At 42.6% G+C, this 26,897-nt stretch carries 22 protein-coding genes, 21 tRNA genes and 2 pseudogenes; 30 read left to right on the forward strand and 15 right to left on the reverse strand.

Annotated elements, in window-relative coordinates:
• Positions 1–38 precede the first annotated feature (38 nt).
• Positions 39–1,244, reverse strand: coding sequence for an HhoA/HhoB/HtrA family serine endopeptidase (locus NSTC745_RS10255; RefSeq protein WP_445637062.1), 1,206 nt, complete (start codon positions 1,242–1,244; stop codon positions 39–41).
• Between the two features lie 242 nt (positions 1,245–1,486).
• On the opposite strand from NSTC745_RS10255, the gene NSTC745_RS10260 reads away from it, so the two are divergent.
• Entirely contained in the window at positions 1,487–2,380 is an 894-nt protein-coding gene (locus NSTC745_RS10260; RefSeq protein WP_445637063.1) for a LysM peptidoglycan-binding domain-containing M23 family metallopeptidase, read from the forward strand.
• Between the two features lie 86 nt (positions 2,381–2,466).
• On the opposite strand, the gene NSTC745_RS10265 is transcribed toward NSTC745_RS10260, so the two are convergent.
• Both NSTC745_RS10265 and NSTC745_RS10270 read right to left on the reverse strand, forming a co-directional pair.
• Positions 2,467–3,516 carry an isochorismatase gene (locus tag NSTC745_RS10265; protein ID WP_445637064.1) on the reverse strand — a complete coding sequence of 350 codons (1,050 nt, stop codon included), beginning with the start codon at positions 3,514–3,516 and terminating at the stop codon, positions 2,467–2,469.
• A 354-nt stretch (positions 3,517–3,870) separates the two neighbouring features.
• The gene (locus tag NSTC745_RS10270) at positions 3,871–4,089 is read right to left on the reverse strand and encodes a hypothetical protein (protein WP_445637065.1); all 219 of its coding nucleotides are present in this window, start codon (positions 4,087–4,089) and stop codon (positions 3,871–3,873) included.
• A gap of 137 nt (positions 4,090–4,226) precedes the next feature.
• Here NSTC745_RS10270 and NSTC745_RS10275 point away from each other — a divergent pair, with 137 nt between their 5' ends.
• The 4 genes from NSTC745_RS10275 to NSTC745_RS10290 all read left to right on the forward strand — a co-directional run bounded on the left by NSTC745_RS10275 (position 4,227) and on the right by NSTC745_RS10290 (position 8,928).
• Positions 4,227–5,561, forward strand: coding sequence for a pentapeptide repeat-containing protein (locus NSTC745_RS10275; RefSeq protein ID WP_445637066.1), 1,335 nt, complete (start codon positions 4,227–4,229; stop codon positions 5,559–5,561).
• 262 nt (positions 5,562–5,823) lie between these two features.
• The gene (gene ispG / locus NSTC745_RS10280; protein ID WP_445637067.1) at positions 5,824–7,050 is read left to right on the forward strand and encodes a (E)-4-hydroxy-3-methylbut-2-enyl-diphosphate synthase; all 1,227 of its coding nucleotides are present in this window, start codon (positions 5,824–5,826) and stop codon (positions 7,048–7,050) included.
• Positions 7,051–7,317: 267 nt separating this feature from the next.
• Positions 7,318–8,604, forward strand: a complete 1,287-nt coding sequence (ctpC, locus tag NSTC745_RS10285) for a carboxyl-terminal processing protease CtpC (RefSeq protein WP_445637068.1) — start codon at positions 7,318–7,320, stop codon at positions 8,602–8,604.
• A gap of 39 nt (positions 8,605–8,643) precedes the next feature.
• Positions 8,644–8,928 (forward strand): hypothetical protein, encoded by a 285-nt coding sequence (locus NSTC745_RS10290; protein WP_445637069.1) that lies wholly within the window; start codon positions 8,644–8,646, stop codon positions 8,926–8,928.
• On the opposite strand, the gene NSTC745_RS10295 is transcribed toward NSTC745_RS10290, so the two are convergent.
• Positions 8,900–9,085: a DDE transposase family protein gene (locus NSTC745_RS10295; RefSeq protein ID WP_445637070.1), complete on the reverse strand. Its 186-nt coding sequence runs from the start codon at positions 9,083–9,085 to the stop codon at positions 8,900–8,902. The two genes, NSTC745_RS10290 and NSTC745_RS10295, sit on opposite strands and share 29 nt — an antisense overlap.
• An 88-nt stretch (positions 9,086–9,173) precedes the next feature.
• On the opposite strand from NSTC745_RS10295, the gene NSTC745_RS10300 reads away from it, so the two are divergent.
• Positions 9,174–9,959 (forward strand): DUF4058 family protein, encoded by a 786-nt coding sequence (locus tag NSTC745_RS10300; RefSeq protein ID WP_445637071.1) that lies wholly within the window; start codon positions 9,174–9,176, stop codon positions 9,957–9,959.
• A 39-nt stretch (positions 9,960–9,998) separates the two neighbouring features.
• Here NSTC745_RS10300 and NSTC745_RS10305 read toward each other — a convergent pair whose 3' ends face one another.
• From NSTC745_RS10305 to NSTC745_RS10330, 6 genes and pseudogenes are all read right to left on the reverse strand, one after another.
• Entirely contained in the window at positions 9,999–10,895 is an 897-nt protein-coding gene (locus tag NSTC745_RS10305; protein WP_445638570.1) for a prohibitin family protein, read from the reverse strand.
• 599 nt (positions 10,896–11,494) lie between these two features.
• Complete coding sequence (gene petJ / locus NSTC745_RS10310; RefSeq protein WP_445637072.1) at positions 11,495–11,839, reverse strand: cytochrome c6 PetJ; 345 nt, start codon at positions 11,837–11,839, stop codon at positions 11,495–11,497.
• 255 nt (positions 11,840–12,094) lie between these two features.
• Complete coding sequence (gene petE / locus NSTC745_RS10315; protein ID WP_445637073.1) at positions 12,095–12,514, reverse strand: plastocyanin; 420 nt, start codon at positions 12,512–12,514, stop codon at positions 12,095–12,097.
• Positions 12,515–12,851: 337 nt separating this feature from the next.
• Positions 12,852–13,343, reverse strand: coding sequence for a photosystem II cytochrome c-550 (psbV, locus tag NSTC745_RS10320; protein ID WP_445637074.1), 492 nt, complete (start codon positions 13,341–13,343; stop codon positions 12,852–12,854).
• Positions 13,336–13,689: a hypothetical protein gene (locus NSTC745_RS10325; RefSeq protein WP_445637075.1), complete on the reverse strand. Its 354-nt coding sequence runs from the start codon at positions 13,687–13,689 to the stop codon at positions 13,336–13,338. The genes psbV and NSTC745_RS10325 overlap by 8 nt, the downstream gene beginning before the upstream one ends.
• Before the next feature lie 151 nt (positions 13,690–13,840).
• A pseudogene (locus NSTC745_RS10330) lies at positions 13,841–14,256 on the reverse strand (carbohydrate ABC transporter permease); the annotation flags it as partial.
• A 133-nt stretch (positions 14,257–14,389) separates the two neighbouring features.
• On the opposite strand from NSTC745_RS10330, the gene NSTC745_RS10335 reads away from it, so the two are divergent.
• Complete coding sequence (locus NSTC745_RS10335; RefSeq protein WP_445637076.1) at positions 14,390–16,837, forward strand: AAA family ATPase; 2,448 nt, start codon at positions 14,390–14,392, stop codon at positions 16,835–16,837.
• Positions 16,838–16,898: 61 nt separating this feature from the next.
• Positions 16,899–17,681 (forward strand): alpha/beta hydrolase, encoded by a 783-nt coding sequence (locus NSTC745_RS10340; RefSeq protein WP_445637077.1) that lies wholly within the window; start codon positions 16,899–16,901, stop codon positions 17,679–17,681.
• A 248-nt stretch (positions 17,682–17,929) separates the two neighbouring features.
• On the opposite strand, the pseudogene NSTC745_RS10345 reads toward NSTC745_RS10340, so the two are convergent.
• Positions 17,930–18,088: pseudogene (locus tag NSTC745_RS10345) on the reverse strand (ABC transporter substrate-binding protein); the annotation flags it as partial.
• Positions 18,089–18,446: 358 nt separating this feature from the next.
• Here NSTC745_RS10345 and NSTC745_RS10350 point away from each other — a divergent pair.
• Positions 18,447–20,003, forward strand: a complete 1,557-nt coding sequence (locus NSTC745_RS10350) for an MFS transporter (protein WP_445637078.1) — start codon at positions 18,447–18,449, stop codon at positions 20,001–20,003.
• 167 nt (positions 20,004–20,170) lie between these two features.
• On the opposite strand, the gene accD is transcribed toward NSTC745_RS10350, so the two are convergent.
• From accD to leuB, 4 genes are all read right to left on the reverse strand, one after another.
• A complete protein-coding gene (gene accD, locus NSTC745_RS10355; RefSeq protein ID WP_445637079.1) occupies positions 20,171–21,121 on the reverse strand; it encodes an acetyl-CoA carboxylase, carboxyltransferase subunit beta in 951 nt (316 codons plus the stop codon).
• Between the two features lie 558 nt (positions 21,122–21,679).
• A complete protein-coding gene (locus tag NSTC745_RS10360) occupies positions 21,680–22,501 on the reverse strand; it encodes a prepilin peptidase (RefSeq protein WP_445637080.1) in 822 nt (273 codons plus the stop codon).
• A 213-nt stretch (positions 22,502–22,714) separates the two neighbouring features.
• The gene (locus tag NSTC745_RS10365; RefSeq protein WP_073640880.1) at positions 22,715–22,975 is read right to left on the reverse strand and encodes a hypothetical protein; all 261 of its coding nucleotides are present in this window, start codon (positions 22,973–22,975) and stop codon (positions 22,715–22,717) included.
• Positions 22,976–23,065: 90 nt separating this feature from the next.
• Positions 23,066–24,154 carry a 3-isopropylmalate dehydrogenase gene (gene leuB / locus NSTC745_RS10370; protein WP_445637081.1) on the reverse strand — a complete coding sequence of 363 codons (1,089 nt, stop codon included), beginning with the start codon at positions 24,152–24,154 and terminating at the stop codon, positions 23,066–23,068.
• Between the two features lie 671 nt (positions 24,155–24,825).
• On the opposite strand from leuB, the gene NSTC745_RS10375 reads away from it, so the two are divergent.
• The 21 genes from NSTC745_RS10375 (at position 24,826) to NSTC745_RS10475 (ending at position 26,890) form a co-directional block, all read left to right on the forward strand.
• Positions 24,826–24,899 (forward strand) — tRNA-Asp (locus NSTC745_RS10375).
• A 4-nt stretch (positions 24,900–24,903) separates the two neighbouring features.
• Positions 24,904–24,980: transfer RNA gene (locus tag NSTC745_RS10380), tRNA-Glu, on the forward strand.
• Positions 24,981–24,983: 3 nt separating this feature from the next.
• Positions 24,984–25,056 (forward strand) — tRNA-Cys (locus NSTC745_RS10385).
• Positions 25,057–25,064: 8 nt separating this feature from the next.
• Positions 25,065–25,139: transfer RNA gene (locus tag NSTC745_RS10390), tRNA-Ile, on the forward strand.
• A gap of 3 nt (positions 25,140–25,142) precedes the next feature.
• Positions 25,143–25,214: transfer RNA gene (locus NSTC745_RS10395), tRNA-Trp, on the forward strand.
• A gap of 56 nt (positions 25,215–25,270) precedes the next feature.
• Positions 25,271–25,341 (forward strand) — tRNA-Glu (locus tag NSTC745_RS10400).
• A 7-nt stretch (positions 25,342–25,348) separates the two neighbouring features.
• Positions 25,349–25,431 (forward strand) — tRNA-Tyr (locus NSTC745_RS10405).
• 4 nt (positions 25,432–25,435) lie between these two features.
• A tRNA-Ser gene (locus NSTC745_RS10410) sits at positions 25,436–25,525 on the forward strand.
• Positions 25,526–25,529: 4 nt separating this feature from the next.
• A tRNA-Arg gene (locus NSTC745_RS10415) sits at positions 25,530–25,604 on the forward strand.
• An 80-nt stretch (positions 25,605–25,684) separates the two neighbouring features.
• Positions 25,685–25,758, forward strand: a tRNA-Phe gene (locus NSTC745_RS10420).
• 6 nt (positions 25,759–25,764) lie between these two features.
• Positions 25,765–25,839, forward strand: a tRNA-Asn gene (locus NSTC745_RS10425).
• Between the two features lie 131 nt (positions 25,840–25,970).
• A tRNA-Gln gene (locus NSTC745_RS10430) sits at positions 25,971–26,043 on the forward strand.
• Positions 26,044–26,046: 3 nt separating this feature from the next.
• A tRNA-Gln gene (locus NSTC745_RS10435) sits at positions 26,047–26,122 on the forward strand.
• A 5-nt stretch (positions 26,123–26,127) separates the two neighbouring features.
• A tRNA-Leu gene (locus NSTC745_RS10440) sits at positions 26,128–26,204 on the forward strand.
• 6 nt (positions 26,205–26,210) lie between these two features.
• Positions 26,211–26,288 (forward strand) — tRNA-Leu (locus tag NSTC745_RS10445).
• A gap of 1 nt (position 26,289) precedes the next feature.
• Positions 26,290–26,382 (forward strand) — tRNA-Pro (locus tag NSTC745_RS10450).
• Between the two features lie 3 nt (positions 26,383–26,385).
• Positions 26,386–26,459: transfer RNA gene (locus tag NSTC745_RS10455), tRNA-Leu, on the forward strand.
• 4 nt (positions 26,460–26,463) lie between these two features.
• A tRNA-Leu gene (locus NSTC745_RS10460) sits at positions 26,464–26,540 on the forward strand.
• A gap of 6 nt (positions 26,541–26,546) precedes the next feature.
• Positions 26,547–26,619, forward strand: a tRNA-Pro gene (locus NSTC745_RS10465).
• Positions 26,620–26,623: 4 nt separating this feature from the next.
• Positions 26,624–26,696 (forward strand) — tRNA-Leu (locus NSTC745_RS10470).
• A 117-nt stretch (positions 26,697–26,813) separates the two neighbouring features.
• Positions 26,814–26,890 (forward strand) — tRNA-Met (locus tag NSTC745_RS10475).
• Positions 26,891–26,897 lie beyond the last annotated feature (7 nt).

Raw genomic sequence — 26,897 nt, forward strand, 5'->3', positions numbered from 1 at the left:
TAACTTCTCACTCCTCACTCATAACTTCTAACTCCTAACTATTTTTTGGGGTAAGTTCCCGATTGCACTTTGAAGGTTTGAATTTTACCGCTACGGTTGACTTCGATCGCTAAAATATCCCCAACTTTACTGGACTCTACCAGCTTCTGTACCTGCGCTGAGGTTTTGACTGGCTGACCGTTGACTTTTTGAATCACGTCTCCGGCAACAAGTCCTCCCTGCTTGGCTGGAGAGTCATCTGTTACTCCTTTAATGACAACCCCTACATCCTGCTGAATATTCAGCTGATTTTCTTGATTAATCTGCTGTTTTCTGGTTGGAGAAAGGTCTGCCATTTCAATACCCAAGAAAGGATGTTCTACACGCCCTTTGGTAAAAAGCTCATTCGCAATGCGGGCGGCGGTTTCAATCGGGATGGCAAAGCCGAGTCCTTGGGCATCAGCACGGATGGCAGTGTTAACACCAATCACTTCGCCTTGGGCGTTTAACAAAGGGCCGCCAGAATTACCAGGATTAATTGCTGCATCAGTTTGAATAAAGCTAACGCGCTTATCTGGGACACCAACTTGAGTGCTGGTGCGGTCTGTAGCACTGATGATGCCAATGGTGACAGTGTTATCTAAACCCAGAGGGTTGCCAATAGCGATCGCCCACTGTCCTGGTATCAAATTTTTGGAATTTCCCAACTTCACCGTCGGTAGATGATTTGCTTTGATTTTCACTACCGCCACATCAGTCATCGAATCAACGCCTACTACCTTACCCTCTAAAGTCCGACCATCCTTGAGAGTAACTAGTACTGTATCTGTATCGGCTACAACATGAGCGTTGGTGAGTAATTGTCCATCTTCGCTCAAAATAAATCCCGAACCCGTACCGCGTTCAATGCGTTCTTGGGGAATTGGTTGCTCATCCTCTCCAAAGAATCGCCGCAAGAGGGGATTTTTCAAAGCATCAGAAATGGGATTGGCTACTCTACGGGTGGCATTAATTCGTACCACAGCCGGGCCAACTTTTTGCACTGCCGTTGCAATAAAATTTACATTATCGCCTCCATTACCCACGATCGCTCCGTTCGGAGAATTAGGAACTACCGATTCTGGAGGCAAAGCTATTGTTACATTTTTTAACTGTTGGAACGAGGAATTTTGGGGCAGTAGATAATGACTGCCAAACAAACCTGCACCACCGCCGATCGCGAGTAAAAACAGATAAACGGCCAGTTGCTTTAAGGATAACTTCATAATCATTCTGCTTAAGGACAGCAATGCAGTTGCTAATTTCTAAGTGTAGTCAAGCCAATGGCAAGTGGACAGATCTATTTAGAAGGAATTAGGGATTGGGGACTGGGGAGATAGGGAGATGGGGAGATTGGGAGAGAATTTCACCCTATCACCCCACCACCGCAGCATCTCACACTCTCAATGCCCCAATCCCTAAAATCTCCATTTAAGATCTAAAGTTAATGCGCTTATGACTTGTATACATGACTTTACCTTTTCGTCAACTATTTCTTTGTAGCTTAGTTAGCGCCTTGGGTCTAGTATCCATACTGCCAAACTCGAACAGCGTCAATGCTGCTGTAGGTGGTTGCCCAACTCCAGCCTTATCTCGCTTCCAACGCCATAAAGTAGTTCGTGGCGAAACTTTGGAGAGTATAGCGCAGCGATACAATCTCATTCCCACAACTATTATCGGAATGAATCCAGCTTTGCAAAATAACGGGGCCGCTAGTGTTGGTACTGTACTGCAAATTCCTCCGTACAATGGGATTGTAGTCGAAGTGCCCCGCGGTCAAACTTGGCGGCAAGTGGCAGCAAAATACAAGGTTCGCGCTGATAGCCTTTTTGAGGTGAATGGTTGCCAACAAGACCCCAGAATCGTCTTTGTTCCGGGGGTAAATTGGTCGCCTGATGGGGTTGTTACTAAGTCCCCTATACCTACTGATACAGGTACGCAAAACCGCGTATCTCTGTCTGGATATCCCTTGGCAGAAGTGGCAAATGTAGCATTAGCTTACGGCTGGCAAATTAATCCTGGTACAGGTCAAGTTTTCTTCCATAGCGGCGTTGATTTGTTAGCACCAGTTGGTACAGATGTGCTAGCGATCGCACCTGGAACCGTAGCCTTTGCCGACGACCAAGGTACTTATGGCAAGTTGGTCATCATTAACCACAGCGGCGGACTCCAAAGCCGTTACGCCCAACTTGATAGTATCAATGTCAGCGTTGGTCAAAAAGTCAACAAAGGTGACTTACTCGGAACTGTAGGCACCAGTGGAACGCCAAGCGCCAGTCAGCCCCATCTCCATTTTGAAGTCCGTTCTAGCTCATCTCTGGGTTGGGTAGCGCAAGATCCCAAGGGTTTTTTGAAGAAATGAGGGAGTGAGGAGTGAGAAGTGAGAAGTGAGGAGTGAGCAGCTAAGAATTATTCTTATTTGTCTCCCTTGTCCCCCTTGTCTCCCCATCACCCCACCTCCCCATCACCCCAGTCCCCAATTTCAGTAGATTTTACGACGTGCATTCCTGCTTCTGCAAATCTTGTAAATATCGCATCTGCTTGTTCTGTGTAGTCCACAACACCAGGAACAACCACAGGAGAAGTGCAATCTTCTAGCAAATAGATTTTTTGAGCAAGGGTGGCATCTACCTGTTTAATTTCTGTTAATAAATCGTCAATTGTCCAGGCGACACAATGGCTTTTAGCTTGACCACCAATAATTACAACATCAAATTCTAAAAGTTGCTTAATTAACCGCGTATTTTTTTGAGCAAGTGGACGTTTTTCAAAATCTTCCAAAACTTCTGGGCGTAAAATCGAATAGTTTTCTGTTAAAGGATTTTCGCCTTTGATTTCAAATTGTGTTTGATTTTGACGAGCAATGCCATAAAAAAATATTGCTTCTTCAACCGATGAAACTAAAGCATGACCGATGCCACCCAACATTGAATGATAAGGCCACACAGTAAGAGGATATTTTCCGTCTTGACTGAGCTGCTTAACGTAATGGTAAGCATGTTTTTCTAATAATTCGTAATTGCCATTAGTAACACTATTAGCAACTGCTGGGTTGACTTTCCAAATACCTTGTTCGATATCTCTAGGAGTGATGCTAGTAGCTGCTGGGATGGGATGTTCTCCGGCGGGGTTCACCCAAAAGATAGGATGGAAAATTTGGGTTGCAGTGTGAGTATCTAAGGTGGGGATAATTTTTGTAATTATTCCTAAGTTGCGATAGATAAATTCAGACAATCGCCGATTATCATCCACTGCCGCAGTACCGCTTCTTCCACCTACAAATAATTCAAATCCAGGAATACAAAAGGTGTTTTGGACATCAATTAATAGTAGGCAAATGCGAGTTTTGTCTAAAGATGCAGGTTGAATTTTGTGTTGTTTTGACCATGTTTCGGCTGCGGCTGCAATCTCTTGGTAAGGTACGCGCCAGACTTCGCCAACTTTATCGGGGTTGAAGTGCGGCGGAATTGGTAGTTCGGTTATTGTTTGGGTATTCATAATTACAGTTTGATTTATTCTGTAATAACATCAATAATTTCAATACCCAAGTTTTCTCAAGTCTATTGTTACCTTAGTACACATCATCATGGGAACCTAAGGTCAACAAATAAATTACTAGTTCCCCAGAATCGGGATGAGGAAGAAACTCAAATAAAATCCGATTGTTGTAGTCTATGGAACAAGCCCATGTACCCAATAAATCCCCTTTAAGTTTATGAGTATGCAAGCTAGGGTAAAACGGATCTTCAGCAAGTTGCTGTCATCTTTGCTCAACTATAGAGCGTAATTCTGGATTTCGACAGGCTAAACGCTTAAAATCTCGAATAAATCTTGCACTCCATAGCAGTTACATCAATCATCTAACTCCGCCATTAAATCGGCAACAGTTCCACTACGTACTTCCCCTTTATCATAGGCTTCACGAGCTTCTGCAACCGCCTTTAATAAGTCATCCCGCTGCTGTTGTCTGAGGCGCTTTTGGATAATATCCATAAGAATAGCTTGAGCTTCTGGATCTAATGCTTCTACCGCCTCTATGGCTTTCTGGAATGTAGATGTTTTTTCTAGCATAGGCGTCAAAGAATTTGATGATAAGTCTAATTTAGCTAGTCATAGGAGCGATCGCTCCTCATCTTCCTGACTTTATAGTATATTTGTATTATTGAATAAATTTAGCGTTAGCAAAGCTTAACGAAGTTATCGCTCTTATGAATCGAGATGAATTACTCAGACGCTATGCCGCAGGTGAGAGAGATTTTTCAGAAGTTGACCTTAGTCGTGCTAATCTGTGTGGAATTGACTTGAGCAGTGCGAATCTATGTAGAGCTAACATAAGTTATGCTAACCTGAGTGATGCTAACCTTCAAAGCACTAATTTGCATCAAGTCGATCTAAGTTATACCAATCTAATTTATGCCAATCTGAGTGATGCTAATCTAAGTGACGCTAATTTGTATGGTGCTGAATTAGATGGTGCCGATCTGAACAATACTAATCTAAGTCGTGCCAACTTACAAGGAGCATCAGAGATAAATGGTGGGAACAATGTCAACCTGAGTGATGCCGATCTAAGACAAGCTAGGCTAGCGGATGGTGAACTGATAAACTCCAACTTGAGTGGAGCTAATTTAAGCCGTATTGACCTCAGTCCCTTTTATTATTTTGAATTAAAAAATGTCACTTTGAGTAGTGCCAATTTACAGTATGCCAACCTGAGGCGTATGGATTTAAGTAGTGTTGACCTCACAAATGCTGACTTAAGTTATGCAAACTTAATTGATACTCTTTTAGTTGGAGCAAATCTTAGTGGTACTATCCTAAAAAATGCTCTATATACAGATCCAGATTTACCTGCTGATATTGAACAACTTTCTCAAGCATACTTTATTGCTCCTGGTGCCAATTTGAGGAGTGCAAACTTAAGTAAAGCATGGCTGGAATACCAAGACTTGAGTGGTGCTGATTTGAGTCATGCAAACCTGAGTTATGCCAAATTAGAAGATGCCAATCTCATTGGCGCTAACTTGACTGGTGCTAACTTGAATAGTGCGAGATTGTATCGTGCCAGACTCAGGAGTGCGAACCTTATTGGTAGCGATCTGAGAAATACTGATCTAGGTTGTGCTGACCTGATTAATGCAAATCTTAATGGGGCTGAACTTACAGATAGTAGTCTGTTTAATACTCTTTACAGTTCAAAGACAATTTTTCCACCTGAAATTGATTTAACTAACGCAACCTACATTGGTGCTGGTGCCGATTTATCAAACTATAAATATAGTTTAATGGGTTTTGACCTACAGAACTTTGACCTAAGCAGTATCAACTTGAGAGGTCGCAATCTTAATAATGCTAATCTAATTGGTGCTAATCTAAGCAATGCTAACTTGAAGAATACTTATTTAAAAAACGCTAATTTACAGCAAGCTAATCTCAGTTACGCCAATCTTGAACAAGCAGACTTGGAAGATACAAACCTTGAGGGTGCTATTTTTTACAATACAATTATGCCTGATGGTAGTATAAAGAATCACAATTTATAGTTAAATAATTGCAGGTTGGGTCATAAAATTACTATAAAACTTGTAGTATAAATAACTCAGCAAGAGAGCGATCGCTACTCACGTTAAAGTAATTTTTAGCAACATATCTTTACAAACAAGCAAAACCGCTTTATTTTTTTGGCTGTATTGCTTTCTTTTTTTCTATATTAATTACCCAAAAATACCCCTACTGTGGCAATCTGGGAAACAGAGATTTATCAAATCTGATATTTTAACTACAGCAAATTTGCCATTACAGGTTATGCAAACTCTGTCCACACAGGATACTGCAAAGACTACATCAACCCAACCTACCTTTGATACAACTATCAAGCGGCGTCAAACCCGTCCCGTAAAGGTAGGTGATGTCACCATTGGGGGTGGCTACCCCGTTGTGGTGCAGTCAATGATTAACGAAGACACACTTGATATTGATGGTTCCGTGGCTGCTATCCGTCGGTTGCACGAAATTGGCTGCGAAATTGTCCGCGTCACAGTGCCAAGTATGGCTCATGCTAAAGCTTTAGCAGAAATTAAACAAAAATTAATTAAAACTTACCAAGACGTGCCAATTGTGGCTGATGTCCATCACAACGGCATGAAAATCGCTCTGGAAGTTTCCAAGCACATAGAGAAGGTGCGGATTAATCCAGGGTTGTATGTCTTTGAAAAGCCAAACTTTAATAGAACCGAATATACTAAAGCTGAATTTGACGAAATCGGCGAAAAAATCCGCGAAACTCTAGAACCTCTGGTAGTTTCTTTGCGCGATCAAGGTAAATCGATGCGAATTGGGGTAAATCACGGTTCTCTTGCTGAGAGAATGCTATTTACCTACGGCGACACACCCGAAGGAATGGTGGAATCAGCCATAGAATTTATTCGCATCTGTGAATCTTTAGATTTTCGTAACTTGGTAATTTCCATGAAAGCGTCACGAGTGCCGGTGATGGTAGCGGCCTATCGCCTCATAGCCAAGCGCATGGATGAGCTAGGTATGGATTATCCGTTACATTTGGGTGTTACCGAAGCCGGTGATGGCGAATATGGACGAATCAAATCCACCGCTGGAATTGCGACATTACTTGCTGATGGCATCGGCGACACAATTCGCGTGTCGCTGACAGAACCACCAGAAAAAGAAATTCCCGTTTGCTACAGCATTCTCCAAGCCTTGGGATTGCGGAAAACAATGGTGGAATATGTCGCCTGTCCTTCTTGTGGACGAACTTTGTTCAACTTAGAGGAAGTGCTACACAAAGTCCGGGAAGCTACTAAACACTTAACTGGTCTGGACGTGGCAGTTATGGGCTGCATTGTCAACGGCCCAGGAGAAATGGCAGATGCCGACTATGGTTATGTCGGTAAAACACCTGGTTATATTTCTTTGTATCGTGGCAGAGAAGAAATTAAAAAAGTCCCAGAAGACAAGGGCGTAGAAGAATTAATCAATCTGATTAAGGCAGATGGACGTTGGGTAGAACCGTAGGAGGTGGCAACGCCTTGGGGAAAGGGGAAAGGGAAAAGGTAAAAGCAGGGATCTTTCTTTTCCCCTTTGCCCCTTGCCCTTTGCCCCTTTCCCTTTGCCCCTTGCCCTTTGCCCAATTTATAAAACTTTTGTATAGATAACGACCAAGTTCGTCTGATTGTCAAGTAATTTGTTGAAATTAGAAATACATGCTTGACCTGTACACTAATACCCTGTGTTAGATTGAGCATACTGACTATAAATTTTCCCTCTGACGCAGCTGTCATTATGGTGATTACAAAAAATAGGCTTGTTTTGGGTGCTACGGTAGTAACACTCTCCACGATCGCAGTTACTAGCCTTGGCATTCATTCACGAGGTCAGGCTTTATTTAAAGCAAGTCCCAAAGAACTAGTAGATGAAGTTTGGCAAATTGTCCAGCGCCAATACGTAGACGGTACCTTTAACCAGGTAGATTGGCAGGCTGTTCGTAACGAGTATGTGAAGAACAAGTCCTACAGTAATCAACAGGAAGCTTATAAGTCCATTCGGGAAATGCTCAAGAAGCTAGATGACCCATACACCCGATTTATGGACCCAGAGGAATTCAAGAATATGCAAGTGGATACCTCTGGAGAGTTAACAGGAATTGGTATCACAATCAGTCAAGATGAAAAAACCAAGCAGCTGGTTGTGATTGCCCCAATCGAAGATACCCCTGCCTTTAAAGCTGGCGTTCTAGCCAAGGATCTCATCCTCAAAATCGATAACAAAAGCACTAAGGGGATGGATACAAATCAGGCAGTATCTTTGATTCGAGGTGAGCCAGGAACCCAAGTCACCCTAACCATTCAGCGAAACGGTCAGACAAAGGAATTTAACATCAAACGGGCGCGGATCGAAATTCATCCAGTTAAATATTCTCAAAAACAAACTCCAGCAGGTAACCTTGGCTATATTCGTCTGAACCAATTCAGCGCCAATGCTGGTAAAGAAATGCAAGCCGCTATCAGAGATTTAGAAAGTAAAAAGGTATCTGGATATATCCTCGATTTACGTGGAAATCCAGGCGGTTTATTATTCTCTAGTATAGAAATTGCCCGGATGTGGTTAGATAAAGGCACAATCGTTTCCACCATTGACCGTGGAGGCGAGCGAGAACGAGAGGTGGCAAACGGACGGGCGCTGACAAATAAACCCTTGGTGGTATTAGTAGATAAAGGTTCCGCTAGTGCCAGTGAAATCCTCTCAGGAGCTTTGCAGGACAATAAGCGTGCAGTTTTGGTGGGTACTCAAACCTTTGGTAAGGGATTAGTACAATCGGTACGTCCCCTAGAAGATGGTTCGGGATTGGCGGTGACCATTGCAAAATACCACACACCGAGCGATCGCGATATTAATAAGCATGGCATCGATCCAGATGTGAAGGTAGATTTAACTGACGCTCAGCGACAGGACTTGTGGCTCAACGAACGTGACAAACTCGCTACCCTAAAAGACCCCCAATTCGCTAAAGCAGTGGAAATTATGCGTAAACAACTTGCTGCTAAAGGCACAGCGACAGCGGAAAAATAACTCCTTTGGGCATGGGGCATGGGGCATGGGGCATGGGGCATGGGTCATAGGGCAGGGGAGCAGGGAGCAGAGGGGCAGGGGAGACAAGGAAGTGTGGGGAGTGTGGGGAGATGGGGAAGTGTGGGGAGTGTGGGGAGAGAGGGGGGCAGGAGAGACAAGGAAGTGTGGGGAGTGTGGGGAGAGAGGGGGGAAAGATTTTTTGACCATCCTCCCACACCTCCCACACCTCCCACACCTCCCACACCTCCTGCTTACCCAATGCCCAATGCCCAATGCCCAATGCCCAATGCCCCAATCAAACTGGTTGACACTTCCCACTTCTAATGAGTCCGACACGGCGGGCGATCGCTTCTTCTTGGGAACTATAAGGCCCCCACTGTTCTATAATCTCTGGATTGTCCTTCTCTATTTGGTCGTTGGAGACTACTTCACAATTACCAGCAGAACGCTTGACAATATACCATTCTTGTGTATTTTCCATAGTGTAAGTGAAAATTTGGTTTTTATAGTCAGAATTGTATAAAGCAGATTGCTAGGATTTAGATTAAGAATCTTGTTTTGTCAAGCTTATGTCTTCACCGTTTCCAGGGATGAACCCCTACCTAGAGAATCCAGAACTCTGGCCTGAATTCCACCATTGGATAATTACTGCGATCGCTGAGTTATTAGTTCCTCAACTACGACCGAAATATCGAGTGGCAGTCGAAAAACGAGTATATCAAATGATAGATGAAAATTCTATTCTCGTTGGTATTCCTGATGTGACGGTGGGACGTTCTCTAACAAACCAAGATAAAGAAAAATATAATATTGCAGTAGCTTCACCACTTGCAAAACCAATAAATGTTAACGTTCCCATGCCAGAGGAAGTGCGAGAAGGATACCTAGAGGTACGGGAAGTTGGAACAGGGGAAGTTGTGGTTGCAATTGAGGTTTTGTCTCCAAAAAATAAGCGTCCTGGAGAGGGAAGAAAGGCATACGAAAGCAAGCGCCAGCAAGTATTAGGTAGCTTAACTCATCTCATTGAAATAGATTTGTTACGTGGTGGCGAACCAATGCTAATTTTGGGCAACCAAATTCAGTCAGATTATCGTATTTTGGTAAGTCGTAGCGAATCTCGCCCCAAAGCAGAATTGTATCCCTTCGGACTACAAGAGCAGATTCCAACTTTTTTATTACCTCTACGTCGAGATGATACAGAACCATTAGTAGATTTACAAGCATTGATTCATGGTGTGTACGAACGCGCTGGATTTGATTTAGCTATAAACTATACTCTTGAACCAATTCCATCCCTTGGAGAAGCTGATGCAGTTTGGGCAAATGAATTATTGCAACAGCAAGGTTTACGTTAAGTGAAAATAAAAAAATAACAGTTCAATACAAAAGAAATTCTACGGGTTTGAGGTTCCAGTTTCTGGTTGGATTAGAATCGGTGCTCCGCCTTTTTGAGAACCGATAATTACAATTTTAGAATTATTAGATTGAGCTAGCTTTTCTGTAGCTTCAATCGCTCGTAATTGCAGCACTTGGTTGGTAAGCCCACCAGAAATAATTTTTTGGGAATCAGCTATGCCTTGCGCTTCAATACGCTTCCGTTCTGCTTCTTGGCGCTCTTTTTCTAAAACAAATTTCATCTGTTGGTTTTCTTGCTCTGCACTGAGTTTGTTTTGAATTGCTGCTTGTAAAGTATCGGGCATTTTGACGTTCCTTAAAAGAGCTTCCTCAACTACGAAACCTAAAGCGGGTATCTCCTGGGTGAGTTGTTGGTCAATTTTTTGGGTGATTTCTTGACGTTTGGTAGAGTAAATAGCACTAGCTGGGTAGTTTGCCGTGATGGCGCGGACGGTAGAGCGAAATCTGGAAATCACCAGTTGTTTTTCGTCAGTTCCAATTGTTTTATATACTGTAGCTGCCTTTTGAGGATCGAGCTTGTATTGAAGGCTGACATCAAGATTCAGACTCAAGCCTTCTTGGGATGTTGCATCTACGTTTTCCTTTACATCCTTAAGGCGAGTGGAAAAATTCAGCACTTTGCTAAAGGGGTTAAGCAAGTGAACGCCAGGATTAAGAGTAGTTTCGGAAACCTCACCAAACAAGTTGACGACACCAACATTGCCTGGTGGAACAATTACCAAAAACCTAGAAATAGAATTTAGTACTGCAATAGTGCCAATCAATATCGTAATTGTGCGTATTGCTAAACGTGACTTTTCGCCAGATATTTTACCTGTATTGAGATAAACGAGAATTGCAATCAGGTTAATTAGAAGAGATACTATAAAGCCCATGAGTTTTTTTGTGCGATTAAGAACCATATACTTAATCACATAATTCCCAAACGCTTTTATGAAACTAATAAGCTGTTCAGATTTACAGCAGTTTTCATGTATTTGAACCACATCTTTCGTAGGGAACATTGCTCATACGTGTCAACTTAACGTGAAACCCTGGTGAAAACGTGATGAGCGAGTTCTACTCACTTACCATCAAGATCCGCGTTACCCCACCCCGGCTTTGCTGGCGCAAAACCTCCCCTCCCCTTAGCAAGGGGAGGGGTTGGGGGTGGGGTAAAACGATTGTGGGGCAATTTGAGCTTAAGTTGACACCGATGAGCAATGTTCCCTACCGTGTGGTCTATTTACTTGAAAATAGCTGTAACTTGCATAATTAGGGCGGGCTTTTCGCGCCACCCCACAAAAGTTGTATTAGATTTAGATATGCAAACTAGATAAAGCCTTCTCTTCAAAGACGCTAACGCGTAGCTTGCTTAAGAGTAGGGGTACGGCGTAGCTTCTCTACCAGACGCTACGCGTAGCTTGCTCCTATTCCAGGGGTACGCTTAGAGCGAGTCCGCGAAGATTTGACTTGTTTGTTACGAGAGGAATATTTACCAGCCTTGTTGTGCATTCTCAAAAACGTAAGCTGCTACCTGTAAAATTTCCTCAGGAGTTAACTTGTCTTTAAAGGCAGGCATGGCATTTTTGCCATTCTGTACTTGGTGGATAATCGCCTGGATTGAGTCGTTATCATAATTTTTTAGGTACTTTGACAATGCTTCCTTTTTCAAGGTTTTCTCTGCGATCAGGATGTTACCGCCACCGATATGGCAAGAAGCGCAGTTAGCCTCGAAAATTTTAGCACCGTCGGATGTTTCGGCTGCTAGTGCAGGATTGATGAATGTTAGGTTGAATAAGGCGATCGCTAACAGCAAAATTAAGAAAAATATTCTCAAGAGAATTTCCTCGCAACAAGCCTCCACGAAGAGTATAAACGCGATCGATCCCTAGATTAAGTCCAATTCGATCGAAATTGGCGGTAATGAGTCCACCCCTCCGTCGCCACGCGGTGCTTAGCGTCTTCGGTGGGGAAATGACTCGTTACCGCCATTATCCATTCTGTGGGTCACTCTGGGAGTGTGGCGTGTTGATTATAAGTTGATTTCACTGAAAGAAGCTGAAAAAATCATCTAGTTTCAACGACAAAATTTCTAGCCTTCGACAGTGATTGTACCAATCATGCCAGCACCACGGTGAGGTTCGCAGTAGAAGGTGTAGTCACCAGCGGGTGCGTCTGCGGGGAAGGTGGTTGTTACTACTTTACCAGGATTCATCAACTGTTGCTTATGAGACAGAGATTTTGCTAAATCGGCGCTCTTAGCTGGGTTTTTTGCAGCATCGAACACAACATTATGGGGAGGAACTTTGTTGTTCACCCATTCAATTGTGTCACCTGGTTTAATTGTCAACTTTTTCGGTTCAAATGCCAGCGCTCCTTTATCGGTACCAAGTTTCACCTTGTATGTTTCAGCCGCAGCACTGGGGGTAAAAACAGCGAAGCTGCTAACAACTAAAAGGATTGTTAACACAGTCAGGCTCAGGCGTCGCCAGCTTGCCGAAATAAATTTCATGACTCTCTCCTAAACAAACATTTCTTTTCCTTTCTCATTTTAAATAAAAATCAACCCCAAATATGACAATATGTCGTAGATACAATTTTTTTTTAAGAATGGGCAGAAAACTATAACGAAAAGCTGTGCAATCAGTAATAGATCTAGACTGTCACACCCTAAAAAGTCTCTGTATGAAAGCAGGGGATTGGGGATTGAGAATTGGGGGCTAGGGGGCAGGGAAGCAGAAGAGAAGTTGTTGCAAGCCTTTCCCCTGTGCCCCTGTGCCCTTGGAGCCTGTTGCCGATACTCAATACCCAATCCCGAAAGCTCAGTACTAATGGACTAATTCAGGGATTTAGTAATAGATTTTTCCGCCGCCCCACTTAGTGCCAACAACTTTGGGTTGCAGGAGAATATGACCAGCGATCGCTACTAAATCATCATCCGTCAGATTTCGCATTTCTGTGAAAATATCTGCGCTCTTAGTGCTGGGATGTAATTCGGAAATTTCCTCTTCCCCGTCGTAAGTAGTGGGATTTTTCATGTAATCCACCAAGCCTTCAATATTATTACGGTTTGGTGTTGCCAATGCTAGAGCTTCTGGTTCTAGTCCCACGTTTTGGTTAGTCTTGGTAACGCCGCCAACATGACATTGGGCGCAAGCGTAAGCAAATAAGGCTTTGCCTTCTTTGACTTGTTTGAGGCTAAGTACAATGGTGTCACCTTGCTCGTTTAATGCCACTGTCCGGGTAGCTTTGTCCAGTTCCACTGCTGTCGCGCTACCGACAGTCAACCCAAACGCGAGTAAAAAAGTAGCCACAACAACGCCAATTAGTCTTCTAAACATGTTTCCCCTTAAAGATTTTGACGCTCAACACAGCTAATAAAACGATGCTCAATCTCCATATCCAAAGCCTGAGATAGCCCTTGGGATGACTTTGGTATCGCCCACCGAGTCGGCAACCCTGCGGGCGCGTATCAGATGATATTCGGAAAATAATTGCCTTTGCATCCTCTAACGCCAAACGGCTCTTTTGATGTTTGTCGGCAATTAAGAGTTGGTTGTCGAGAGAAAACAATTTTTCTACAGTCATGCTGTAGTCGGCTGCTATCTCTGCGATCGATAGGTTTGCAAAACCCATAATGCTTGTTAACTGATGATAGAGATTGAGTCGCTGTAATACCAATATCACGTTAGGAGTGCAATTTGTTGCCGAAAATACGGTTTGGGGAATGGGGCGTGGGGATAGGGTAGGGGAGGCAGAGGGGGCAGGGGAGGCAGAGGGGCAGGGGGGCAGGGGAGCAGAGGAGAAATTATTTGTATCATTTATTTAGTGAAATGGTATAAGAATTCAACCAGGCGATCGCTTTTAAAATCAAAAAGGTAGGAATTAAGGTAATTTGCGCTGGTACTGCTAGCACTCTCAAGATTAAGAAGAATCAAAAACGCTTGCTACAAAGCGCAGTCTGGCTAGGGTATAACCCGCCATTGAATTTAACAACAAGTTTAAAACGGTGACGCTAATGGCAATTACCACACTGTTAAACAGCCAGCGCAAAAATAGCGGTTCTTGCAAAAAGATTTGTCTGTAGTTGTCGAGGGTAAAATGTTTGGGGAAAAAGTTGGGTTCGCCACCGATAATTTCTGTTAGCAGCTTAAATGATGCTGAAAGTGCCCAGAGAAAGGGAATAAGGGTAATTAAGGCATAAAGTATCAGCCAGATATATAAAATATTCAGCCTGATTGAATGAGTCTCGATCTTTGGAAAGCCTAAACGTAGGCTTGTCGGCAGACATCCCTTGCAGGAGTTAGCTCCATATGTGACTTAGGGAACTATATATTTAGTTTCCTTGTGGATGCTAATTAAACCTACTTAAGCAATCGGATACAAAATGACCTATACAGCCTACTTACGTTCAATTAAAAACGAACTTCAAAGAACTGGTAAAACCAAAAAAAACCTACGAGTTAAAACTATCATAGAACAGTTTGGCTACCAGCGTAGAAGCCAATCATTCGTAAATGATTTTAATACTACTCTTGATGAACTGGGGCTTTGTGCAGATCCTATATTAGATTTGCACATTCCGTTAGATACAAAGATAGCTATTTCTATTAAAGGTATAGAACCGATTAATCAAGTAAATAATTCTCAAGCAATTTCAGCGAAACTCAGAAAGAATATTTCAGTCAGGCATGATTTTTTCTACTATTTATTTGATTTTGGTTCTGAACAAGAATACGAACGATTTCAAGCATGTTTAGATTCTCACCAACCTGTGGGGATTTTTTTGATTCCACAAATAGAAGATTTTTTCTGCGATATTGTTGTCAAAATCTTTAATTACGAACTGATTAGAAAGTATCAATATGGAGGGTCTAATAGTATCCCAAAAGCTGCTAATAGGAAAATTCCTATCGGTCTCGCCTCAGATGATGAGTGTGAAAACGAACAAGAAAGCTCTATCGCTGATGCTAATATTTTTCAGTTTTATCGCTCCACCATGACTAGCATCATCTTGGGTAACACTGGGTTAGAATTACTTGATTCGGAAAAATTTGACCAGCAGTTTGAACAGATATCGCTCTATGCAAATAAATATAATTCCGAACAATTTTTTATTGTATTTCATTGTCCGTCACTTTTAGAAATTCAAGCTCATCAGCAAGAAGACGCTTTGGGATATTTGGTAGATAGAGTTGCCCGGAAAATTCCTTTTACTTTTACTCTCAGGTGTAAATACCCAAATGAAGCATCGATTGAATATAAAGAAGAAGTATATGCCCATTTCCGTCTACTCATGGAACTCCCATATTATCAAATAGAGGAAGATGATGTTTCTTTAGGAGATTACTTTCTAGAATTACAAAAAGCTCAAATCCAAGCTGAATCACAGTTATTGCTGAAGATGAAAACCGAACATTTTTATAATTTGAAGTGGCAACAGGAAAGTAAAGAATATATCGATCTAAAGTACTTTGCTATTAAAACCTTGGAAAATCTAGGATATGAATTATCTCATATTGGCTGTGAAGTAGAGTTGACTTCTAGGGATGAAGAAACTAGCGATGAAGATACATCAGATGATGAGGAAGAATACCAAAGTGAAATCATAGAAGTATATGTCAAAAATCAGGTAGTGATTGAAATAGAAACTCTCAAATACCATGAATTTCAGGATAATAATCTTTTCTTAGATACAATTAAAAGAGTTTTGAGAAAATCAAAAGTTTGGCCGAATCAACTGGAAAGTGTTTGGTTGGTAATTCCAGGTTTTGAAATCTCACGCAACTATTACCAGTTGAAAAAAGCTAAGGAAATATTAGAGTATAAATTTTCAGGATATTATGGCGATCGCTTCCAGGTTATAATCATGGCTCCTGATTATGAAAATCACCAATTAGTGCCAGTTTCATTTGACTCTATCGAGTATCCGTCTTTTGAATATGCAGCTAAAAAACTTAGCTTAGTACCAGCATATCCAATGACAAATCGCATCAAAGAATTTAAGCTTGATTTTAGTCAAGTCAAAGGACTCAATGAAGAAAAAGAAAAATTAACTAAACTCCTAAAGCTGCAATCTAAAGGATACAAAGGTTCAATTGGTGGAATTCTTTTTTATGGGTTACCAGGATGCGGTAAAACTCTACTAGCAAACGCCTTTGCTAATGAATCTGGTAGATATTTCTTTAAGTTTTCTCCTGCTGATATTGTCAGTGTTTGGATTGGCCAAAGTCAAAAAAATATTCGCGACATCTTTACTCAAGCTAAGAAAAAATCTCCTTCACTTTTATTTATTGATGAGTTAGACAGTATTGGTTTTAACCGTAACGAAGATAACGCACACACAGACCAAAAGGCAACTATCAATCAACTACTAATAGAACTAAATAACCTGCAAAATAGCGATGTAATTGTCATTGCTGCAACTAATTATTTAAGCGGTATTGATAGTGCTTTGAAACGTTCTGGGCGTTTGGATTGGAAAATTCCTATTTTTCCACCGGATCGAGTAGAAAGAATAGATTTGTTTAAACACTACTTGTCACAAATCGATATAAATCAGCTAGTTAATTTTGAAATTCTGGCTGAGAAAAGTCTGAGATTTACTTCATCTGATATTCAATTAGTTTGTCGGGAAGTGAAAAATGCTATTCTTTTGGAAGAAATAAGTTCAGCTTTGACAACTTCAGACGTGATTACTTATATCAATAATCTGCAAGATGGCGGGTTAAGTCTCAATGAAGAACAAGTGAAGGAATTTTTGGAAGAATGTAAAAGAATGAGTGTGAAGAATCCTAAGTTGGAAACTTTAAAATTAGAATGGGGATTGTATTAATAGTAGGCTAATTAAAACGGCGGTCGCTCCTTTAGCAGTGTTAGAAAACAACTAAAAAAACATGCTAAATTTTAATTTTCGCAAACTGCTAATAAGAAGTATAGGATTAATGGCGATCGCCTACATTTTAATTTGTCTATTTTTGTTTTTTCGCCAGCGCCATTTCATCTTTCGCCCCACTACACAAATTTTAACGCTACCTAGTTCGCCGGACTTTCTTCTTCGCTACGAAGATGTGCGTTTAACTATTACTAACTCTAGTGAATACATACATGCATGGTGGATTCCAGCACCATCACCGAAAGAGAAACTAACTGTAATTCCAGATGAACCTGTCAGAATTCTCAAATCACCTAAAGTCTTTTTATACTTTTGCGGTGCTGCTGGTAACAAAGGTTATTACAATCATGTAGCCAGACTTCAAGCAATGCGACAGTTGGGATTTTCTGTGTTAGCGATCGACTATCGAGGTTTTGGTAGTAGTAAGGGGAGTTTTCCCAGCGAGTCTCAGATTTATCAAGATAGCCAAATCGCCTGGGATTATTTAGTAAAAACACGACAAATTCCTCCTAAGCAAATTGTTATTTATGGAGAGTCACTTGGAGGAGCAGTTGCGATAGATTTGGCAGTAAAACATCCAGAAGCCAGGGGATTAATTGTGCAAAGTTCATTTACATCAATGGCAGAGGAAATTAAACATAAAAATTGGTTATGGATGTTTCCTGTGGATTTGCTAGTAACACAAAAGTTTGATTCTATTTTTAAAGTTCGTTTTTTACGTCTTCCTGTCTTGTTCATTCATGGAACTGCTGATAGCGTTGTGCCATCCTACATGAGTCAATAGCTATACGATAATGCTCCTGAACCTAAACAAATTTTATTAATTCCAGAAGCAGAACATTTCCGAATTTATCAGCCTGGGAGCAACTCGTATTTACAAGCAATTCAGAAGTTCATGGAAATTGATAAAAGGTAAATTTAATTAGGTTTTTCATAAGTTTATTAAGAGGATGTTTGAAAACTTTTTCATATTGTATTCGAGACTTGTAGATCCCCCTAAATCCCCCTTAAAAAGGGAGACTTTGAGAAATTTTACCCCCCTTTTTTTACCCGCACCATTGCCTGTTTTAATGATTGTTGTCCTAACAACGCACTGACAAACTGATTCTCAAAACTATTGACAATTCCCCCCGGATATTTATATACCTGCCACGGTGTAGCATAATCAACACCTACGACTAATGGCGATCGCCACTCCGCAAAAAGTTAATAACTTGCTTTTAATCATTGATAGAAAAGCGAGATTGGCGACTGGGTAGTGGAGATTATATACAGAGATATTTGTCATTCTCACACTTATTTGTTATTTGCCCATCTCTTCTTCTACTGTCTATTAGCCCTATTTCTTAAGAATTACTAATTCGATCTCAAACTCCCTCTCTTTACTTATCTCATTTGTAGCTAAAGACTGATATTTTTATTTTTTGAATTTTTATTGAAATATGCAAGTTAAAATAACGAAGAATTATTAACCAAATTGATGAAAGCAGGCTAAATTACTCGAAAAATGGATTGATGCCAAAAAGCTTCATCCATAAACATCAGAATTATGGATTTTGTTCCAGTTGAAATATCTACTCCTGTAAATCTGGAAATTGCCCAGGTTACTACACCACAAACAACACTTTCTTCAACTTCTCGCATTCCCAAGGATGCCATTCGCAGAAGTTTAAGAGCCTCTACAGTAGATTCTGTCTTAGCAACGGTTTATGCTATCGGTACTAGCGGGATTTTGCTTGCCAATTTATTGGTGGAATTAGATGCTAGTCCAGTGATATTTGGGATGTTGTCCTCTATCCCCATGTTGGTGAATCTGATTCAGCCGTTGGGTGCTTACATGTCTGAACGTAGCACCAGCCGCTTTCAGTATGCACTGCGGACACACGGAATTGCTCGCCTATTGTGGATGATTTTAGTAATTGCGATCGCATCTGCAAGCTGGGGAATGCTGAATAATAGCCAGTTGGTAACAATAACACTCTTAATTCTTCTATTGAGCAATCTTTTAGCAGGATTAGGAATCCCATCGTGGCTAAGTTGGATGGCAATGATAATTCCCCGGCAATTACGGGGCAGGTATTTTGGAATACGTAATAGTGCTGCTAGTCTCACCAATTTAATTTGCGTACCAATAGCCGGTTTTGCTGTATCCCATTGGTATGGGGGAGTTGTACAAGGCTATGGGGTGATTCTGTTTTTGAGTATGATTTTTGGAATTATAGGACTAGGGTGTCAGTATTTCCAAATAGATATGAATCCCCGATCGCAAAACACTTATGTTGGCAAGTCACCTCAAACAAGTGAAATTCAATTAGACGCTACAAAAAATGAAAAACTTCACCCACAAGGGAATGGAGTTTTTGGGCATGGGGAAGATGTACCGCCACTATACCCCATGCCCCAACCAACAGCAGGAGCAACCTCGACTGCTCGCAAGGAGATGGAGTTTCCCGCCGCTTTCAAGGAATCTTCCCAAGGAAATCAATTAATTCATACACCACCACAACAGGCAACTATCAGTATTTGGAAAAACTCTAATTTTTTGAGATTTCTGTTGTATTTCGGCTTATGGACGCTGGCATTTAACCTCAGCGCTCCTTTTTTTAACCTCTACATGCTGGACACCTTGGATCTCAATGTTAGCTACGTGACTATCTACACCAGCCTTCAGGCGGGGGCAAATTTGCTGATGTTGATTGTGTGGGGAAAATTAGCAGACAAAATCGGCAATCGTCCGATCCTGCTGTTTGGTGGAATTCTGGTTGCAACCACACCATTACTGTGGCTGGGGATTGGTGTTAATCAACTTGATATCTGGCTGTGGTTGCCGCTGTTACACATCTTGACTGGCGGAACAGGCGCGGCGATGGAGTTATGTAATAACAACATTCAATTAGGGATTGCACCGATTAAAAATCAGTCTATCTATTTTGCGATCGCCGCTGCCGTTGCTGGAGCGAGTGGTGCTTTAGGCACAACCATAGGCAGCTTCATCTTACAATTTACTCAATCTGGAGGGTCATTGGCGCTATTCGCCCTCTCTACCGTATTTCGACTAACAGCCCTAATTCCCTTGATTTTTACCCAAGAACCGAGAAGGGGATAGGGAGATGGGGAGGTGGGAAGATGGGGAGATGGGGAAGTGTGGGGAGTGTGGGGAGTGTGGGGGGAAAGAGAATTTATGCCCCCCTCTCTTCCCACACCTCCCACACCTCCCTCTCCTCCCACACCTCCCACACCTCCCACACCTCCTGCTTGCCCCATACCCAATGCCTATTCTGCGGCGCTGGAAGTCAAAGACATTGTTTCCCATAACACCATATGAGGTGGTGTTAGCACAGGCTGGTGTAAAGCAATCAGCTGGGCTAAGGTGTTCTTTAATTGGGTGCGCGGTACAATATCATCGACAAAGCCGTGCTGGAGTAAATCTTCAGCGGTTTGAAAATCATCAGGCAGCTTTTCTCGTATGGTTTGCTCAATCACTCGCCGACCAGCAAAACCAATAGTTGCCTTGGGTTCTGCCAAAATAATATCGCCCAACATTGCAAAACTAGCGGTAACGCCGCCTGTTGTAGGATTTGTCAAAACAGGAATATACAACAATCGGGCGTCTTGATGGCGTTGTAGGGCTGCGGAAATTTTCGCCATCTGCATCAGAGAAAGCATTCCTTCTTGCATTCTCGCACCACCGGAGGTGCAGACAATAATTACAGGATACCGCCGTTGAGTGGCTTGTTCGATCAAGCGGGTGAGTTTTTCTCCCACAACCGAACCCATACTACCGCCCATAAAACGGAAGTCCATAACCCCAAGGGCAACAGGCAAACCGTTGATTTGACCTAAACCTGTTTTAACTGCGTCTATTAAGCCAAGTTTTTCCTGGCTTTCCCGTAAACGATCGCTATAGGGTTTGCGATCGCGAAATTGTAGGGGATCGGTTGGACGCAAATGCTCGTCTAAAGGTTTCCAGGTATTGTGATCTATCAGCTGACGGATACGCTCATCGCTATCTACACGATTGTGATGACCGCATTCCACACAAACCATCTGGTTAGACCTCAAGTCTTTTGTGTATGTCAACACACCACAATTAGAACATTTATGCCATAGCCCATCAGCAATTTCACGTTCTTGGCGTTCGAGACTGGTAGATCCTGATTTACGTCGATTTGCAAACCAATCAAATAGAGACTTTAAACCGCGTGATTCTTCGTTGTTAGCCATTTTTATCTTATTTTAAGTGGGTATGAGGTCGAAACCATCTGAAGCCCTATCGGGTCATCCCTAGCCATTAACCACTTGTTTTTACCAATGAGTAATGACTAGATCGTCAAATTAAGCTTTTAAGCAATTCAGACCTTAATTTTCATCTTTGGTTGCCAGCTTAACGAAAATACTTATGCCAATACAAGCCTCTTGCTCTTTTTTTTAGAGGACTTTTTATATGAATGTAGTGATACCATGCAAATACTAACCTCCAAATAAGATGGTTACCCTCTCCCACCCAAATTAATTATTGTTTGTGTTGGGTCATAAGCAATCAGTATCTTTTTTATTAATTGTGCTTACCAACAGTTAATCGTCGTTAAAGAGGGTAATACCAGTCACGAGCTGAATATTATCAAAATGTGAAGGGCAGATGGCGTAATCGAAGTTACAGTCACGAATTATTATGAGGGGCTGGGGACTGGCGACTCGGTATTGGGTACTAGGTATTTGATATTAACTTTTAATTCCTATTCCCCAGTCCCCAGTCACCAGTCCCCAGTCCCCAGTTCTAATTCAAGACGCTGGAAAAAATAATCGTAGATAGCTAGACAAAATAATTTCGCCAACAAATACAGTAATTACAGACCCTAAGGCGAGAAAAGGCCCGAAAGGCATCTTTTGTCCGAATTTGTGCCGCGATCGCACTATTACACCGCTACCTACTAACGCTCCTAGGGCACAGGCAACAAAACTAGCCAATAGCAAATATTTCCAGCCTAACCAGGCTCCCATCATTGCTGCTAACTTGGCGTCACCCGCACCCATCGCAGTTTTACCGAAGGCAATTGAACCTAATATGGCGATCGCATCAAATAGCCATAAGCCCAATACTGCACCAACTATCCCCATCATCAAATGATTTACCAGTGCCACAGAACTAGCCTCTGGTAAAAAACCAACTACCATTTGAAATAAAATAGCCACCACTAAACCTGACTGAGTAAGTGCATTGGGTAGCGTCATTGTATCCAAGTCAATCAGCGATAGCGCTAACAACCAACTGCAAAAAGCCCAATAGCCTATTGTTAAAGTCGAAGCTTTAAATACTAAAAAAACGATTAAAAAAATTATTCCCGTTAGCCCTTCTACCACAGGATAACGGGGAGAAATTTTGCTTTTGCAATATCGACACCGCCCTCTTAAGGAGATCCAGCCGAAGACTGGTACGTTGTCATAAGCTTTTAGCTGGTTTAAGCAATGCGGACAACGAGAAGGCGGCCAAAGAATTGACAACCCAGCAGGTAGCCGATAAACAACAACATTGATAAAACTGCCAACAGATGCACCCAAAGCAAAGACAATTACACTCGCCACGACGGCGAACAAAATGTCCATATAGTCATTTGTCCTTTGTCATTTGTCCTTTGTCATTTGTCTTTTGTCGTTTGTCCTTTGTCAAGAGTTAACAACTAATGTCATTTGTCCTTCTTCTTTAACTAATGACTAATGACCAATGACTAATGACTAATGACTAATGACCAATGACCAATGACCAATGACTAATGACCAATGACCAATGACCAATGACCAATGACCAATGACCAATGCCTAATACATATGCGATTCAATTTGGCTCAAGGGCACAAAACACTCTTGAGGTAAGAGAACTGGTTGGTTAGTAAAAATAACCTTACCTCGATGAGTTACACGATTAATTGCTACACCGGAAGGTTGCCCAGCTATTTCTGGGTGTACTTCGCAGTGAGTGTAGTAGATCTGCCCAGCGGCTCTGATTACGGCGGTATCAATCAAAGGGGGCTGGTTTTTTGGGACGGTAAAATTAGTTTGGCCTTGTCGTAATGCGTACACTATCGACTGTTATTTGATTGCTAGATTTCTCTCTAGTCTACCCGAAACTTATGGTAAAGGTTGCCAAATTGCCCAGGTTGAATTATGAAATTATTGAGCTTCCAGAGCTAAAATCAGCGCATTGCCCATAGCACGGCAACCTAAGAGATTTTTTCCAGCTGAAATTATATCACCTGTGCGATCGCCTTGTTCTAAAACTTGTAGTACGGCTTTTTCTATGCTGTCTGCGGCTTCTGGCTGATTCAAACCGTAGCGTAACATCATCGCCACACTTAAAACCTGTGCTAAAGGATTTGCCTTATCTTGTCCTGCAATATCTGGGGCGGAACCATGAACTGGTTCAAATACACCAGGCCCAGACGCGCCCAAACTAGCGGAAGGCAACATACCAATACTACCTGTGAGCATGGCAGCAGCATCAGAGAGAATATCGCCAAACAAATTGCCAGTGACAATGGTATCGAATTGCTTGGGAGCGCGTAGCAACTGCATGGCGGCATTATCTACATAAAGATGAGACAGTTCGATGTCTGGATATTCTTGAGAAAGTTGGGTAATGCGATCGCGCCACAACTGAGATACTTCTAATACATTAGCTTTATCCACCGAACAAAGTTTGCCGCTGCGTTTGCGGGCTGCTTCAAACGCGACTCGTCCAATGCGATCGATTTCTGATTCAGTGTAAACCATCGTATTTACACCGCGTTTTTCACCAGTTTCCGTAGCAAAAATTCCCTTAGGCTTACCGAAATAAATCCCACCAGTGAGTTCGCGCACCACCATAATATCGACGCCTTCCACAACTTCGCGCTTCAAAGTCGAAGCATCAATTAGCTGGGGCAAAATTTTTGCTGGGCGTAAATTGGCAAATAATCCCAAACCTGCACGTAGCCCTAACAAACCCGCTTCTGGGCGTAAATTCGATGGTAGAGAATCCCACTTGTAGCCACCAATGGCAGCGAGTAATACAGCATCACTATTACGGCAAGTATCTAAAGTCGCAGCAGGCAGAGGTTCCCCCGTGGCGTCAATTGCTGCACCACCGATGAGGGCTTCTTGGAATTCAAACTGAATATCAAATTTCTGCCCTACAACTTTCAGCACATCTACCGCCACTGCCATAATTTCAGGGCCAATGCCATCGCCGGGGAGTAGGGTAATGCGGTAGTTCTGGGTCATAGCTCGTTTCTATTGGGTAAATGCTTGCAGATTAAATATCATACCGAGCAAAACGTACCGATGGAGTTGTTAATTTCTCAAAAGGGGGAAAGGGGAAAGGGGAAAAGGGCAAAGGAGAAAGGGGAAAGGTAAAAATCTCCCTCCTTATAGACGATCTGTTCATCCCTTTAAGTTTTTCCCTTTCCTCTCTTTTGTAGTGTGACTTGTAATAAGTGCCTTACTAAGTTCAAATCTAAGCACAGAAGCTCTTATAGGCAATTTCAAAAAATTTTTCTGAAACCCCTTGACACTCTCTTGTAGTATTATGTAGTATAAATGTAGTGAAGCGAAAGACAAGCTTCGCAAAGGTCAAAGTCATGTTCTACATACAACTCCAGGACAGGCGTTGGAATAAACCAAAGTCTCCAGATAACAAAGCTGCTGCTACTTGCAAACTATCGGAAGTAGAGGCAACAAACGAAAAAAGTTCTAACTTTGCACTCATTAAAACCACGGAATATATCAGGAATATACAACAGGTTTATAACCTAGAGTTTCCGTTGTTTTGCTAACAGTTTGTAACACAAAAAACTAATTTTTCTGAACCTTGAAAACTGAATAAGAAATGGGCAAGTTCACCAACAAAATATGTGCCTAAAAACCTAAAATTTTAGGCACAGATTCCCAAAAATCGGGGTGTAGCTCAATTGGCTAGAGCGTTCCGTTGTCTGCGGAAATGTTGCGGGTTCAAGTCCCGTCACCCTGGTTGAAGTCCCGTAGGCGAATAGTTGAAGCCGTCAGTATCTCAAACTGAAGATTGCGAGTGCAAATCTCGTCGGGACTCCCAAATGGCTGAGTAGCCAAGTGGTTGAAGGCATTGGTCTGCAAAACCGACATCGTGAGTTCAAATCTCACCTCAGCCTTATGGTGTCGCAGTGTAGCTTAACGGTAAAGCCCCCGGCTCATAACCGGGTTGATGCGGGTTCAAGTCCCGCCACTGCTACCAAATGCAGGGATGGTGTAACGGTAACACCTCGTGACTCCAAATCCGATGTTCTGGGTTCAAATCCTAGTCCCTGCGTGAGACAATTTTAGATTAAAAAATTTAATCCAAAATCTAAAATTCAGTAAATTATGCCCTCGTGGACGAATGGTTAAGTCAGTGCTCTTTCAAAGCACAGATGCGAGTTCAATTCTCGTCGAGGGAATCATCATGGGTCGATGGCCGAGTCTGGTTGAAGGCGACAGTCTGTAAAACTGTTCTATTTTGCGCGCAGGTTCAAATCCTGCTCGACCCACTGTGGAGAGGTGGCTGAGTGGTTAAAAGCGTCCTCCTGCTAAGAGGAAGCGGATAGTTAATATCCGTCGCAGGTTCAAATCCTGTCCTCTCCGCCTTGAGAGTGTGGTGTAACTGGATAACATCTCAGTCTACGAAACTGAAGACGTGAGGGTTCAAATCCCTCCACTCTCGTTACATAGGAGAGATGATGGAGTGGCTGATTCGAGTTGAATTAAACCAGTCCACTGGGTAATACCATCTCTCCTCCTTATCCCCCGGTAGCTCAGTTGGTAGTAGCGCCTGTCTGAAGAACAGGAGGTCGTCGGTTCGATTCCGACCTGGGGGGCTTCGTTGCCTCATAGCTCAATGGCAGAGCAAGCGGCTGTTAACCGCGCGGCTGTAGGTTCGAGTCCTACTGAGGCAGCCATTTCTCGAAGAAGAATTCAGAACTCAGGAGTCAGAATTCAGTATGAATTTCGTTGAAAACCAAACCAACCTTTCATAGGTAGAGTATTCACTAATTCTGAATTCAGAATTCTGACTCGTCTGTTATTTCCTTGCCGGGTGGACGAATTGGGAAGTCGCATCGCTCTGAACGATGAGGTTGCAGGTTCAAACCCTGCCCTGGCAATAAAGCCCTGTGGTGTAATTGGCAACATAGCGCCCTTTGAAGGCGAAGATTCCAGGTTCGAGTCCTGGTGGGGCTGCCAAACTTGCTCTTGTAGCCCAACTGGAAGAGGCTGCCGTCTCAAAAACGGTAAGTTGTGGGTTCGATTCCCACCAAGAGTACCAAAATTTGCTCCTGTAGCCCAATTGGAAGAGGTGGCAGACTTAAAATCTGTTTCGTTGTGGGTTCGACTCCCACCAGGAGTACCAACGGGGTGTAGCGCAGCTTGGTAGCGCGTCTGCTTTGGGAGCAGAATGTCGCAGGTACCCTTCGGGAAGCAAGCTACAAATCCTGTCACCCCGATATGCCCTTGTGACGGAACTGGCATACGTGCTGGAATCAGAGTCCAGATTTTACAGGTTCAAATCCTGTCAGGGGTACTAAGCTCTCGTGGCGGAACGGAAGACGCACTCGACCGAGGATCTAGTTTTTTGCAGGTTCAAATCCTGTCGAGAGTACCAAAATATCTGGGTGTGGCGCAGTTGGGAGCGCGGGAGTTTTGGGAACTCCAGGTCGTAGGTTCAATCCCTACCACTCAGACTTCGCCCTTGTAGCCCAACGGAAGAGGCGCTTCGCTTAGAACGAAGAGGTTGCTGGTTCAAATCCAGTCAAGGGTATTGACTTCTTGCAAAAACTCTTTTGCAAGAGGGGGAAAGGGAAAAGGTTTCTTATTACTCCTTTCCCCTTTGCCCCTTACCCTTTTCCCACTTCTGCAAGAAGTCTATTGGTCAATATGCGGGGATGGAGCAACGGTGGCTCATCAGGCTCATAACCTGAACATCGGCAGGTTCGACTCCTGCCCCCGTCACCAAATTTTA

The organism is Nostoc sp. DSM 114161, assembly GCF_052692665.1.